Origin of the sequence: Sphingomonas sp. S2-65 (assembly GCF_021513175.1) — a bacterium.
Classification (GTDB): domain Bacteria; phylum Pseudomonadota; class Alphaproteobacteria; order Sphingomonadales; family Sphingomonadaceae; genus Sphingomonas.
Genome location: NZ_CP090953.1, coordinates 73763 through 87265, shown reverse-complemented (window position 1 = coordinate 87265; position 13503 = coordinate 73763). Strand labels below are relative to the sequence as shown.

Here is a 13503-nt window from a genome sequence, read left to right as displayed (position 1 = left end):
GAAGGGAAAAGGGAACAGGTTCGCTCCACGTCCGGAATTTTGGCATGAAGCTCGTCGTACTCGGCCTCTCGCTGTCCTCGTCCTGGGGCAATGGCCACGCCACGACATTCCGTGCGCTGCTCAAGGCGTTCGCCGCGCGCGGCCATGACATCCTGTTCCTCGAACGCGATGTCCCCTGGTACCGCAACAGCCGCGACCTGCCGAACCCGGGCTTCTGCCGCCTCGAATATTATAGCGACCTGCCCGACCTCGCCCGCTTCGAGGCCGAGATCATCGAAGCCGACGCAGTGATGGTCGGCTCCTATGTTCCCGAAGGCGTGGCGGTCGCCCGCTACGTTCAGGACCGTGCGGAAGGCGTGACCAGCTTCTACGACATCGACACGCCGGTGACGCTCGCGAAGCTGGAACGCGGCGACTTCGAATATCTCTCGCCGCAGGTCATCCCAGGCTACGACGTCTATTTCTCCTTCACCGGCGGCCCGACGCTGGATCGGCTGGAGCAGCAATACCGCTCGCCTGCCGCGCGTCCGCTTTATTGCTCGGTCGACGCCACCGCTTACCGCCCGCTCGGCGTGCCGAAGAAGTGGGACCTGTCCTATCTCGGCACCTACAGCCCCGACCGTCAGCCAACGCTCGAACGCCTGCTGATCGCGCCGGCACGCGCGCGGCCGGACCTGCGCTTCGTCGTCGCCGGCCCGCAATATCCCGACGACATTGACTGGCCGGCCAATGTCGAGCGGATCGAGCATTGCCCACCCGCCGACCATGCCGAATTCTACAGCGCGTCGCGTTTCACGCTGAACGTCACGCGCGCCGACATGATCGCGGCCGGCTGGTCGCCTTCGGTCCGCATCTTCGAAGCGTGCGCGTGCGGCACGCCGATCATCTCCGACATCTGGGACGGCATCGACACGGTGCTGGAGCCCGGCCGCGAGATCATCCTCGCGAAGACTGCCGACGATGTCCTGAGCGCCCTCGCCAGCGATGCCGACGCGCTCGGGCAAGCAGCCCGCACCCGCGTCCTCTCCGAACACACCGCCGAACACCGCGCCGCCGAACTGGAGGCGCACCTCCAGGACGCGCTGATCGAACCCCTATTGGCGACTGCCTAACGAATCCTCCCCCGGAGGGGGAGGTGGCACGCGCAGCGTGACGGAGGGGTATTCTCCTCATGTGGCATCGCCCGCGGCGATTACCCCTCCACCATGCGTTGCATGGTCCCCTTCCCCCGGAGGGGGGAGGATTTGACAAGGCCGACAGCTTCGCCATTTCCCCGGGTCGCCCGCGATGCTAGCGCGCTTCAGCCGGATGCCCCGGCAGGAGTGTTCCCGTGTCCGAGCGTTTCGAGCGTCACCGCCAGCCCTGGCGACCCGACGAGCTCCAGAAGCTGCACACCCTGGCCAAGAAGGGCATGCCGCTAAAGTCGATCGCCAAGGCGCTGACTCGCAGCGAGGAGTCCGTGAAGGAGCGTGCCAAGCTCGACGGCCTGAACATCGCCAAGCTGCGCTGAGGCGTTCCTTTCCGTGAGCGAGTATGACGCGATCGTCCTCGGCGCCGGCGCCGCCGGCCTGATGTGTGCCGCGGTCGCCGGCCAGCGGGGCCGCCGCGTGCTGCTGCTCGACCATGCCGATCGCCCGGGCAAGAAGATCCTGATCTCCGGCGGCGGGCGGTGCAACTTCACCAACCTCCACACCGCGCCCGACCGCTACCTCTCGCAAAACCCGCATTTCGCCAAGTCCGCGCTGGGCCGCTACACCGCGCAGGATTTCCTCGATCTGGTCGAGCGCCACCGCATCGCCTGGCATGAGAAGACACTCGGCCAGCTTTTCTGCGACGGTTCCGCGCGCCAGATCGTCGACATGCTGCTCGACGAATGCGACGCCGGTCAGGTGACGATCCAGACCGGCCGCCAGATCGGCGAGGTCGCGCATGCCGATGGCCGCTTTCGGCTGGGAGACGACACTGCGCCCGCGCTGGTGATCGCCACCGGTGGGCCATCGATCCCCAAGATGGGCGCCACCGGCTTCGCCTACGACCTCGCCCGCCGCTTCGGCCTCAAGGTCGTCGAGCCGCGCCCGGCGCTCGTCCCGCTCACCCTTGCGCCCGATCAGTCGCTGTTCCGCGACCTCGCCGGCGTCGCCGCTCCCGTCCGCGCCCGCGCCGGCAAGGCGAGCTTCGACGAAGCCGCGCTGTTCACCCATCGCGGCCTGTCCGGCCCCGCCATCCTCCAGGTCAGCTCCTATTGGCGCCACGGCGAGAACGTCGCGATAGACTTCCTCCCGCACTCCACCACCGGCTGGCTCGCCGCCGCCAAGCGCAGCCACCCGCGCACGACACTGCGCAAACTATTGTCGGACACGCTCCCCGGCCGCCTCGCCGAAACGCTCGCCGAACAGCTCGCGCTTCCCGGCGAACTCGCAAACTTGCCCGACCGCAAGCTGGCGGAGGCAGAACAGCGCCTCGCCGGCTGGCCTTTCCTCCCCAACGGCACCGAAGGCTTCGCCAAGGCCGAAGTCACCGTCGGCGGCATCTCCACCGCCGACCTATCGTCGCAGACAATGGAGGCGCGGAAAGTCCCCGGCCTCTACGCGATCGGCGAAGCGGTCGACGTCACCGGCTGGCTGGGTGGCTATAATTTCCAATGGGCCTGGGCCAGCGGCTGGGCGGCGGCGCAGGCGCTCTGAACCCGCCGCAATCGAAACCGCGCCTCCCGCGCTTGTCCTGAGCAACTATCCGCATCCCCGAGGTACAAAGCGCGGCGATGATCTGCTGCGGCGCATATAAAGCTTGCCCTGCACGCCCGCTGCCCCCATCTGGCGGGTTCATGCCATTCTCGACTCTCCCCCCGCTTCTCGCCGAAGCGCTCGCCGCGCGTGGTTACGCCGCGCCCACGCCCGTCCAGGCCGCCGTCCTCGAACCCGAGGCCAATGGCCGCGATCTGATCGTCTCAGCCCAGACCGGGTCGGGCAAGACCGTCGCGTTCGGCATGGCCATGGCCCCCGACCTGCTCGGTGAAGACGGCCGCGTCATTCCGACGCGCGAGCCGCACGCGCTGATCATCGCCCCCACCCGCGAGCTCGCGCTCCAGGTCAGCCGCGAGCTGATCTGGCTCTACGGCCCCACCGGTGCGCGCATCGCCACCTGCGTCGGCGGCATGGACGCCTCCAAGGAGCGCCGCCAGCTCAGCCACGGCGCGCACATCGTCGTCGGCACGCCGGGCCGCCTGCGCGACCATCTCGAACGCGGCGCGCTCGACCTCTCCTCGCTCAAGGCCGCCGTGCTCGACGAAGCCGACGAGATGCTCGACATGGGCTTCCGCGACGATCTCGAGCACATCCTCGACGCCAGCCCCAACGAGCGCCGCACGTTGCTCTTCTCGGCGACGATGCCCAAGCCCATCGTCCAGCTCGCCAAGCGCTACCAGAAGGACGCGCTGCGCATCGCCACCATCGGCGAGGATCGCGGCCATGGCGACATCGCCTACCAGGCGGTCACCGTCAGCCCCTCGGACATCGAGCACGCGGTCATCAACCTGCTGCGCTTCCATGAGGCGGAGACGGCGATGCTGTTCTGCGCCACTCGCGACAATGTCCGCCACCTCCACGCCACGCTGACCGAGCGCGGCTTCTCCGCCGTGGCGCTGTCGGGCGAGCACAGCCAGAACGAGCGCAACGCCGCGCTCCAGGCGCTGCGCGACCGCCGCGCAAGAGTCTGCGTCGCGACCGACGTCGCATCGCGCGGCATCGATCTGCCCAGTCTCACCCTTGTCGTCCATGTCGAGCTACCGCGCGATGCCGAGACCCTTCAGCACCGTTCGGGCCGCACCGGCCGCGCCGGCAAGAAGGGCACCGCCGTGCTCATCGTCCCCTTCCCGCGCCGTCGCCGGGTCGAGATGATGCTGCGCGGCGCCCGCATCAACGCCGAGTGGATTGACGTCCCGACGCCCGAGGCGATCCGCGCCCAGGACCATGAGCGCCTGCTCGCCGCTTTGCTCGCGCCGATCGAGACCGACGAGGAAGACGTCGCCCTGGCCGAGCGCCTGATGGCCGAGAAGTCGCCCCAGGAGATCGCCGCCGCTTTGGTCCACGCCCACCGCGCATCCATGCCGCAGCCCGAGGAACTCAGCGACCGCGCGCAGGGCGGCGCCCGTGACGAGGGTCAATCGGCGCATCGCCAGGGTTTCGAGGACATCGTCTGGTTCCGCATGGACATCGGCCGCAATCAGAACGCCGATCCGCGCTGGATCCTGCCGCTGATCTGCCGTCGCGGCCACATCACCAAGAACGAAGTCGGCGCGATCCGCATCGGCGCGAACGAGACTGCGTTCCAGGTGCCCCGCGCGCTTGCCGCCAAGTTCCAGGCTTCGGTCGCCCGCACTGCCAGCGAAGACGACGATGTCCGCTTCGAAGTCTCCGAAGGCCCGGTGCAGCAGGGTGGCCGCATCCAGCGCGGCGGCCCGAACCGTCCGGCCGGCGGCGCCAACCGCCCGACCGGCGGCGCGCGCGGCACCCACTCGGCCAAGCCCTATGTGCGCAAGGGCCCACCCCGCGGCCCCCGCGGCTAATCACACCCTCCGTCACCCCGGCCTTGCGCCGGGGTCCCGCTATTCGACTCACAAGAAGAAGCGGGATCCCGGCGCAAGGCCGGGATGACGAGGAAGTAAGGTTGGCCCCACGCGCAGCATTCCGGCGGGTAACAAACCCCGCGACGAACTGGAGTAACAACCAGTGACTCAACCCCGCATCCTCGTCGACGCCGATGCCTGCCCGGTAAAGGACGAGATCTACAAGGTCGCCTGGCGCCACGAAGTGCCGGTGACGATCGTCAGCAACCAGCATATCCGCGTGCCGCAGCACCCGCTCGTCGCCCGCATCGTGGTGAGCGATGCCTTCGACGCCGCCGACGACTGGATCGCGCAAGCCTCCGGCCCCGACGCGATCGTCATCACCGCCGACATCCTCCTGGCCGACCGCGCGCTCAAGGCCGGCGCCCGCGTCCTCAGCCCGACCGGCAAGCCTTTCACCACCAGCTCGATCGGCAGCGCCATCGCCACCCGCGCGATCATGGCCGACCTGCGCGCCGGCGGCGAGCAGATCGGCGGCCCCAAGCCCTTCGCAGCAGCCGACCGCTCGCGCTTCCTCCAGGCGCTCGACACCACCCTGGTAGCGCTCAAGCGCGGAACCTAGCGGCCCCTTCTACTCCCCTCCCTGCAAAGGGGGGGGCGGGGGTGGATTGGCGAGCAAAGCGAGCCATCCTGCGCAAGCCGCACAATCCGCCGTGTCGCCCGAGAGCGCGCCATGCGGAACACCCCCGACCCAGTCCGGCGGCATATTTCCCAGCGGGACTCCCGCCCTCGCCCGAAAACGGGGCGCTCCGGATATAGCTGAAAGCCTCTGCGCCCAATCCAGGCCCCCGCACGTTCCCGCATCGAAGACGACCCACAGGAGCAGCGATGACGACCTACCCCCTTAGTGAACCGGCAACGATCTACGCTGCCGAAGGCGATGGCGGCTCCGATCCCAGCGTGGTCGGAAAAGGAACCTTGGCGGAGTGCGCCGACACCGTCGCCGGCCTGGCGCCGGACAAACAAAAGACGATCTCCATCCAGATGGATGCTCTCGACCTTCGCTTCGACCCGCAGGAGGTCGGCGAACTCTTGCGGTTCCTGGATGAGGAAAGTGCCGGTCTTTCGAACAACGAGATCGCGGAGATCAAAACGTCCGAGCAGTGAGCCGTCGTTGAGCCGCATCCCAGAAGGCCCGCAACAGTGCCTCTGAAGCGGGGTAGATAGCGCCTGCAACCTCGCCGGCACTCCCCCGAGTGCCGGCTCGTGACCTCAAGGCTGCGGGTTCCAGCCGGCATTCCCGTTCCACTGGGCAAACACCTTGGCGCGGGTATTGACCGCCGAAAGATCCGCGCCGCTCGTGGCATAGCGCGTCTCGCGTCCAGCAAGCGGCATCGGGGCTCCGGCCGCAGTCAGCGAACCGCTTTCACGCCAACCTTCGCTCGACCTGGGCAAGAGGTTGGGGATCGGATTGATGAACCAGCCCGCCGGCGCGATATGGTCGCCCATCCTCACGCCGATGAATGCGACGTTGTCGCAATACTGGTTGGCGTTCCCCGGCGATCCGCCGCCCAGTGCCAGCATGGTGGTGCAATAGCCCTGCGCCTGAGTCACGCCCCCCGAGCGCGCGAGGTAGGTCGCCTGGTTCGGCACCCCGCTCGCGGCCGTGAGCGACCCGCCCAACACCACGAAGCCGGGATACCCCTTCGCGGAGCGCGCCTGAAAGATATACCCTCCCGAAGTCTGCGTCGCAGTATCCACGACGGTGCGGATCTCCGTATTTTCGATCAGCATCGCGTAAGGGTAGCCCCAGACGAAGTCGACATCGCCGGCCACCAGGCTGTTGTAGAGCCACACCCAGCCCTTCATCTGAAGCGTGTCCTGTGTCCCGATGAAGTTCATGTCGGTGCCGACGAACCGCGAGCCGTTCAGGTTCGCGGAGTTGAAGTATATGACCTCTGCCTGGCTGTTCTGCGTCGCGTCCTTCACATGTGTGTTGGTCATCGTGAAGTTGCTCACCTTGAGCAGGTCGCCGCCCTCGATGAGGAAGACCGCCCTTCCACCACCCAAAGCAAGCCGGTTGCCGAGCGTCGCGACACCACCGATGTTGCTGAAGGTCGTGTTCGGCGTGGCACGGCTACCCCCCGTCCCTGGGTTGAAGGCTTCCCAATTGTTGTTCTGCACGATCGTTCCCGCGCGGCTCTCGCCGACGATCGTTAGATTGCTGACGTTGCGCAGGAAAAGCTGCTCGTCATAGGTGCCGTTCTTGATCGTGATCGTCTTGGCGGCCGCCGCGCCGGCGCAGGACAGGCAGCCCGTGGCCATCACGTGATCCAACGCGCCCTGCACCGATCGGAAATCGGCGGGCCCGTCGTCGTCCACGACGATGCTGGTGGTGGAAGTCGGTGCAGCCTTGGTCCGGAACGTCCACTCGCTCGTGCCGGCGATACCGGGGAAGCTGCCCGCGCCGCGGAAAGGTCCGTTGAACACCGACTGATCGATCTGCACATAATATGCGGTGTCATATGCCAGCACGTTGTCGTGCAGCTTGATGGTCACGGTGTTTCCGGACACCCGAACCGGGCGATAATAGGTGTAGCGATATTGCGTAAGGCTGGGCACGCCGTTGCCGATCTTGTCGATCTCGGTGTTCGGGGCGCCAATCGCGCCTTGCGTCTCGCCGCCGGCGACGACGACATTCGCCGAAGTGTCGATCCTGTCGACCAGCGTTCCGTCGCTCCGATACACGCGGATGGACCCGCTCCCCGTTATTACCGGGCTTCCATCGAAGGTGAGCTTGAGCAGCGTGTCCTTGTACGCGGCGGCCTCTCCGGCAACGGGCAAGAGGCCCGAAGTTATTGCCGTCGGGGGCGGCGTTGGGTTCGACGCCGAAGGTGGCGCCTCGATTTCCCCGTCGCCGCTGTCGCCGCACGCGGCCAGCATCAGGATCAATGCAAGGCTCGATACCCCGGCACGCACCTTCATCGCACTCTCCCCATGTTCATGGTCGGGTTGGCCCGATCCATAGTGGACACCATCGTGATACCGGTGTCAGATATAGTCAATATGTTGTTGTTCGGGGTCGTTGGTGGTGAGTTCACGCGGCCCGTCCTGATTTGGACAGGCAAGCTCGTCTTATTTCCTTCATGTGCTGCTTTTCTGCCCGGCACGGATTGATCGTCGGCGTTCCCATCACGGTTGCTCTCCTGGCGCCCCCTTCTTAAGCTCCACTAAAATCACTCGGGGGCTCCATGCACAGACTGAACACCATCTTCCTCGCCGGCACCCTCCTGTCCGGCGCGCTCGCCGCCCCCGTCCATGCGCAGACCGTCCACGAGGCCTCGGTCCGCGGCCATGTCGAAGTGCTGGCCGGCCCCGGCCTGCGTGGGCGCGAAAGCGCCAGCGCTGACGAGGCTGCCGCCGCCGCCTTCGTCGGGGCGATGTTCCGCGGCTATGGCCTCCACACCGCGCCCGGCATGACCGGCTACACCCAGACCGCCGACATCGTCGTGCGCAAGCTCACCGGCCCCGCGCTGCTCACCGCCAATGGCGCGCCCGTCGCCGCGCCGCTGCTGATCGCCTCCGCGGGTCAGCCGGTCACGGGCAAGCTGACCGTGTTCGCCGGCACCGACCCGGCAAAGGTCCCCGCCGCCGACGTGGTGATCGTCACCGATACCAGCGTGAACCCGCTGCGCGTCGCCGGCTCGCTCGATCCGGCCAAGGTCAAGCTGGTCATCGTCCGCGCCACGCCGGACGTGCAGGCTTATTTCCAGCGCATCGGCGGCGCCCCACGCCTGCCGCGAAGCTTCAAGGGCGAGGCACCCAATCCCCGCACCACCGTGGTCGCACTGGCCGACGCCGCCTTCGATGCGCTCGCGCAGCGTCCCGACGCCGACATCGCGCTCACGCTGCCCGGCCTGGTCGAGGAGCCGCGCGTGACCACCAATGCCATCGGCTGGCTGCCCGGCACCGATCCGGCGGCGGGCGTGCTGCTGCTCTCGGCCCATCTCGACCATTTCGGCGTCCGCCCCGACGGCAAGATCATGTACGGCGCCAATGACGACGCCTCGGGTACCGCCGCGGTGATCGAGCTGGCCAAGGCGCTCGCCCAGGGCAAGAGGATGCGCCGCGGCGTGCTCTTCGTCGCCTATGGCAGCGAGGAAGCAGGCGGCTTCGGTGCCCGGAAATTCATCCAGAACCCACCTGTGCCGCTCGAGCAGATCGTCGCCAATCTCGAGATCGAGATGATCGGCCAGCAGGATCCCAAGCTCCCCGCCGGCACGATGATGATGACCGGCTTCGACCGCTCGACCTTCGGCGAGACGCTCAAGGCACACGGCGCGCTGGTGACCAGCGATCCCTATCCCGAGCAGAACTTCTTCCAGCGCTCGGACAATTACGCGCTCGCCGAAAAGGGCATCGTTGCGCACACCGTCTCGGGCTGGGCGGTGGTCCCAACCTATCACACGCCCGAGGACACGGTGGACCGCCTCGACCTCCCCTTCATGACTCGCGCCATCCAGTCACTGGTCGCGCCGCTGCGCAGCCTGGCCAACAGCCGCGCCAAGCCCGAATGGAAGCCCGGCGGCAAGCCCACCGCGGAATGAATCAACTCCTCCCCTGAAAGGGGAGGTGGCAGCCCGCAGGGCTGACGGAGGGGTATCCCCCGCTTCGGCACGGTACCCCCGCGCCCAGGGGACACCCCCCGTCGCGCTTACGCACGCCACCTCCCCTTGCCGGGCAGGATCGAGGTTTCAGCCTCCAGTTCCCCGGCGAAGGCCGGGGCCCGGTGGCAATGCCGTCGAAGTGGCATAACGTCATCGCCAGTGCATGGAAGCTGGGCCCGGCCTTTGCCGGGGCCAGACGTTCGACTCCACCCAGGGAAGCTAGCGCAGCCCACAGGGGTTCCCAACCACGCCCCGCTGCGTCAGGAAGCCGCCATGCCCGACACCCCCCTCCCCGCGCCGCCCGCCGGCCTGCTCGACGGCGCCAGCCTGTTCCTCGACTTCGACGGCACGCTGGTGGAACTCGCCGAGCGTCCGGACGCCGTCGCCGTAGACGATGGCCTGCGCGCCCTCATGCGCCGCCTGGCGCAGCGGCTCGATGGCCGTGTCGCCATCGTCAGCGGGCGCCCGGCCGGGCAGGTCCAGGCGCTGTTCGGCGATGACGGCATGACCGTGGTCGGCAGCCACGGCATGGAGTTCCGCTGGCACGACGGTCGCGTCCGTGTCGCCGACCGGCCCGAAGGGCTCGCCCAGGCGCTCGCCGCGATGCACGCGCTGGCCGACCGCACGCCGGGCATGCTGGTCGAGGACAAGCCGCTTGGCGCCGCGCTTCATTTCCGCATGGCGCCGGGTGCCGAGGCGGACGCCCAGGCACTCGCCACCGAATTGGCGGCACGCCACAACCTCCACCTCCAGCCCGGCAAGATGATGGTCGAAGTCCGCGCGGCGGGCGGGGACAAGGGCGCGGCGATCCGCACCTTGATGTCGGAACCCGAACTCGCCTCCACGCGTCCCCTGTTCATGGGAGACGATCACACGGACGAGCCCGGCTTCGAAGCCGCCGCGGCTCTGGGTGGCGCCGGGATCCTCATCGGCGCTCCCCGTCCGACCAACGCCATCTATCGATTGAACGATGTCCAGGCGACGCTCGCCTGGCTCGAAGCCGCCTGTGGGAGTGCTGCATGACGACCAACCTCGACCTTTGGCCGATCGGCAATTGCCAGGTCAGCGCGCTGATCGACCGCGCCGGCCGTTTCGTGTGGGGCTGCGTCCCGCGCGTAGATGGCGATCCGATGTTCTCGGCGCTGGTCGGCGGGCCCGATACTGCGGCGCAGGATGCCAAGGGGCTATGGGCGATCGACCTTGAGGACTGCGTCTCGACCGAGCAGCATTATGTGCGCAACACCCCCATCCTGGTGACGCGGCACACCGATTCTGCTGGGAACAGCATCGAAATCGTCGATTTCTGCCCTTATTTTCGGCGCGACAACCGCACCTACCGCCCTGTGGCCTATGCGCGCATCGTTCGGCCGGTCTCGGGCAGCCCGCGCATCCGCATCCGCCTGCGTCCGTCATGCGGCTGGGGAGATAGCTGTGGTCAGCGGATCGGCGGGTCGAACCATATTCGCTATACGATGGAGGCACTTACCATGCGCCTCACCACCACCGCGCCGGTCGGCGTGGTGCATGAGGAACGCCTCTTCCGCCTCGAACGCCCCCTCCATTTCTTCCTGGGGCCCGACGAAAGCTTCAGCGGAGAACTAGCCTCCAGCGTCAACGAGATGCTCGCAAACACCACCCACGAATGGCAGGAATGGGTCAGAGGTTTGGCCATCCCCCTGGAGTGGCAGGACGTCGTTATCCGCTCCGCGATCACCCTAAAGCTCTGCCAGCACGAGGAAACCGGCGCGATCGTCGCCGCGCTCACCACCTCGATCCCCGAACATGCCGGGTCGGAGCGTAACTGGGACTATCGCTACTGCTGGATCCGCGACGCCTATTACACCGTCCAGGCACTTAACCGCCTCGGTGCGCTCGATGTCCTCGAAGGCTATCTCGTCTACCTCCGCAACATCGTCGACAGCGCCAGGGGCGGCCACATCCAGCCGCTCTACGGCGTGCTCGGCGAAGCGACGCTGGAAGAAGGCTTTGCCGAAAAGCTCCCCGGCTATCGCGGCATGGGTCCGGTCCGCGTCGGCAATCAGGCCTATGAGCAGATCCAGCACGACGCTTATGGCCAGATCATCCTGTCCAACGTCCAGGCCTTCTTCGACCAGCGCCTGTTCCGCATGTCCGGCATCGAGGACTTCGAGGCGCTCGAACGCGTCGGCGAGCGCGCCTGGGACAATTACGACCAGCCCGACGCCGGGCTGTGGGAGCTGCGCACCCGCCAGAGCGTCCATACGTATTCCTCGGCAATGTGCTGGGCGGCGTGCGACCGGCTCGCCAATGCCGCGCACGTCCTCGGCCGCGAGGATCGCCGCGCCTTCTGGCAGGATCGTGCCGACCATATCCGCCACCACATCGAAACCGCCGCCTGGCGGGAAGACACTCGCCGCATGTCCGCCACTTTCTCAGGCGACGATCTCGACGCCAGCCTGATCCAGCTGCTCGACCTGCGCTTTCTCTCCCCCGACGACCAGCGCTTCAAGGACACGCTGACCGCAGTCGAGGCCGGGCTGCGACGCGGCTCGCACATGCTGCGCTACGATACCGAAGACGATTTCGGCCTGCCCGAGACTGCCTTCAACGTCTGCACCTTCTGGCTGATCGAGGCACTGCACTTCACCGGCCGCAGCGCCGACGCGCGCGCCCTGTTCGAAGAGATGCTCGCTCGCCGCACCGCCGCCGGGCTGCTCTCAGAAGACATCGATCCGGTCACCTACGAGCTCTGGGGCAATTATCCCCAGACCTATTCGCTGGTCGGCATGATCAACTGCGCCGTCCTGCTCAGCAAACCCTGGAGCGCCATCCGTTGAGCCGCCTGATCGTCATTTCCAATCGTGTAAGTGCCCCCACCGGTTCGCATTCGGGCGCCCAGGGCGGCCTCGCCGTCGCGCTGCAATCCGCGCTCAAGGAAATGGGCGGCATCTGGTTCGGCTGGTCGGGCGAGCAGACCGACGCCTTCACCGGCCAGGTCAACCTCCACCGCGGCGACGGCTACACCACCGCCACCGTCGACCTCGAGGAACAGGATATCGAGGAATACTATAACGGCTACGCCAACCGGACATTGTGGCCGCTCTTCCACTATCGCATCGATCTGGCCGAATATGAGCGCGGCTTCGCCGGCGGCTATCAGCGCGCCAACGAGCGTTTCGCAGAGACCGTCCGCCCGCTGATCGAGGAAGAAGACGCGGTCTGGATCCAGGATTATCACATGATCCCGCTCGGCCAGGAGCTGCGCAACCGCGGCTGCGCGAACCGGATCGGCTTCTTCCTGCACACTCCCTGGCCGCCCCGCCGCCTGCTCGGCACGCTTCCCGAAGCCGCCGAGCTGGTCGAGACGATGTTCGCCTACGACCTGATCGGCTTCCACACCGACGAATGGCTCCAATCCTTCTGCGACTTCGCCCGGCTCGACATGGGTGCGGAGCTCGAAGAGGGCGGCGTGATTCGCTACAAGGGCCGCAGCGTTCGAGTGCTCGTTTGCCCGATCGGCATCGACGCGCGGGAGTTCCGCGAGCTGTCCGCCAGCGACACCGCTCGCGACACCTTTCAACAGATGGAGCTAAGCGCCACCGGCCGCGCGATGATCGTTGGCGTCGATCGCCTGGATTATTCAAAGGGCCTCGAAGAGCGCTTCCTCGGCTATCAACGCTTCCTCCGCGAACATCCGGAAGAGCGCAAGGAAGTGTTCTTGCTCCAGATCGCCCCGCCCTCGCGCGCGGCGGTGGAAAGCTACCAGCGCATCCGCAACGCGCTCGAAACGCTGTCGGGCAAGATCAACGGCGAGCATGCCGATCTCGACTGGGTCCCGATCCGCTACGTCAACCAGGGGTATCCGCGCGACGTGCTCGCCGGCGTGTACCGCGCCAGCAAGATCGGTCTGGTCACTCCCTTGCGCGACGGCATGAACCTGGTCGCCAAGGAATATGTCGCCGCACAGGACCCGGAGGACCCCGGCGTCCTGATCCTCTCCCGCTTCGCCGGCGCCGCCGACCAGATGCCCGACGCCGTGCTGGTGAACCCGCACAGCGCCGAGGAAATCTCCGACGCGATCCTCCAGGCGCTGCGCATGCCCCGCGCCGAACGCATCCGCCGCTGGCGCGCGATGATGGAGGGGATCGAGCGCGAGGACGTGCTGTGGTGGCGCAAGCGGTTTACGGACGCGCTACTGGAAGTACCGCTAGCCGATCCGGAAGCAGAGGACGCTACCGTCTAGCTGCGCGCAGTCCAGCGATGCCGAGCGCCAGACGCTGGCCCGAACGACTA

The 13503-nt window shown here is 67.1% G+C and carries 11 protein-coding genes; 10 read left to right on the top strand and 1 reads right to left on the bottom strand.

What is annotated here, in order from left to right; translation table 11 throughout:
- Positions 1–44: 44 nt before the first annotated feature.
- The 6 genes from LZ586_RS00460 (at position 45) to LZ586_RS00435 (ending at position 5731) form a co-directional block, all read left to right on the top strand.
- On the top strand, positions 45–1112 hold the full coding sequence (locus tag LZ586_RS00460) for a glycosyltransferase (protein ID WP_235077760.1): 1068 nt from the start codon (positions 45–47) through the stop codon (positions 1110–1112).
- Between the two features lie 218 nt (positions 1113–1330).
- Positions 1331–1510 (top strand): hypothetical protein, encoded by a 180-nt coding sequence (locus LZ586_RS00455; protein ID WP_235077759.1) that lies wholly within the window; start codon positions 1331–1333, stop codon positions 1508–1510.
- Between the two features lie 13 nt (positions 1511–1523).
- Positions 1524–2684 (top strand): NAD(P)/FAD-dependent oxidoreductase, encoded by a 1161-nt coding sequence (locus LZ586_RS00450; RefSeq protein ID WP_261346020.1) that lies wholly within the window; start codon positions 1524–1526, stop codon positions 2682–2684.
- A gap of 140 nt (positions 2685–2824) precedes the next feature.
- Positions 2825–4564 (top strand): DEAD/DEAH box helicase, encoded by a 1740-nt coding sequence (locus LZ586_RS00445; protein WP_235077758.1) that lies wholly within the window; start codon positions 2825–2827, stop codon positions 4562–4564.
- 163 nt (positions 4565–4727) lie between these two features.
- On the top strand, positions 4728–5186 hold the full coding sequence (locus tag LZ586_RS00440; protein ID WP_235077757.1) for a YaiI/YqxD family protein: 459 nt from the start codon (positions 4728–4730) through the stop codon (positions 5184–5186).
- 266 nt (positions 5187–5452) lie between these two features.
- Positions 5453–5731: a hypothetical protein gene (locus tag LZ586_RS00435; RefSeq protein ID WP_235077756.1), complete on the top strand. Its 279-nt coding sequence runs from the start codon at positions 5453–5455 to the stop codon at positions 5729–5731.
- A 105-nt stretch (positions 5732–5836) separates the two neighbouring features.
- Here the strand turns inward: LZ586_RS00435 and LZ586_RS00430 are convergent, their stop codons facing one another.
- Positions 5837–7549: a hypothetical protein gene (locus LZ586_RS00430; RefSeq protein ID WP_235077755.1), complete on the bottom strand. Its 1713-nt coding sequence runs from the start codon at positions 7547–7549 to the stop codon at positions 5837–5839.
- A gap of 266 nt (positions 7550–7815) precedes the next feature.
- On the opposite strand from LZ586_RS00430, the gene LZ586_RS00425 reads away from it, so the two are divergent.
- From LZ586_RS00425 to LZ586_RS00410, 4 genes are all read left to right on the top strand, one after another.
- Entirely contained in the window at positions 7816–9171 is a 1356-nt protein-coding gene (locus LZ586_RS00425) for a M28 family metallopeptidase (protein WP_235077754.1), read from the top strand.
- 333 nt (positions 9172–9504) lie between these two features.
- A complete protein-coding gene (gene otsB, locus LZ586_RS00420) occupies positions 9505–10254 on the top strand; it encodes a trehalose-phosphatase (RefSeq protein ID WP_235077753.1) in 750 nt (249 codons plus the stop codon).
- Positions 10251–12047 (top strand): glycoside hydrolase family 15 protein, encoded by a 1797-nt coding sequence (locus LZ586_RS00415; protein WP_235077752.1) that lies wholly within the window; start codon positions 10251–10253, stop codon positions 12045–12047. Before otsB ends, LZ586_RS00415 begins: the two co-directional genes overlap by 4 nt.
- Positions 12044–13453, top strand: coding sequence for an alpha,alpha-trehalose-phosphate synthase (UDP-forming) (locus tag LZ586_RS00410; protein ID WP_235077751.1), 1410 nt, complete (start codon positions 12044–12046; stop codon positions 13451–13453). The genes LZ586_RS00415 and LZ586_RS00410 overlap by 4 nt, the downstream gene beginning before the upstream one ends.
- Positions 13454–13503 lie beyond the last annotated feature (50 nt).

What these genes read in the sequence shown, in the direction of transcription:
- LZ586_RS00460 (WP_235077760.1), top strand. Translation starts at nt 45, where the DNA reads ATGAAGCTCGTCGTACTCGGCCTCTCGCTGTCCTCGTCCTGGGGCAAT.
- LZ586_RS00445 (WP_235077758.1), top strand. Translation starts at nt 2,825, where the DNA reads ATGCCATTCTCGACTCTCCCCCCGCTTCTCGCCGAAGCGCTCGCCGCG.
- LZ586_RS00435 (WP_235077756.1), top strand. Translation starts at nt 5,453, where the DNA reads ATGACGACCTACCCCCTTAGTGAACCGGCAACGATCTACGCTGCCGAA.
- LZ586_RS00430 (WP_235077755.1), bottom strand. Translation starts at nt 7,549, where the DNA reads ATGAAGGTGCGTGCCGGGGTATCGAGCCTTGCATTGATCCTGATGCTG.
- LZ586_RS00425 (WP_235077754.1), top strand. Translation starts at nt 7,816, where the DNA reads ATGCACAGACTGAACACCATCTTCCTCGCCGGCACCCTCCTGTCCGGC.
- otsB (WP_235077753.1), top strand. Translation starts at nt 9,505, where the DNA reads ATGCCCGACACCCCCCTCCCCGCGCCGCCCGCCGGCCTGCTCGACGGC.
- LZ586_RS00415 (WP_235077752.1), top strand. Translation starts at nt 10,251, where the DNA reads ATGACGACCAACCTCGACCTTTGGCCGATCGGCAATTGCCAGGTCAGC.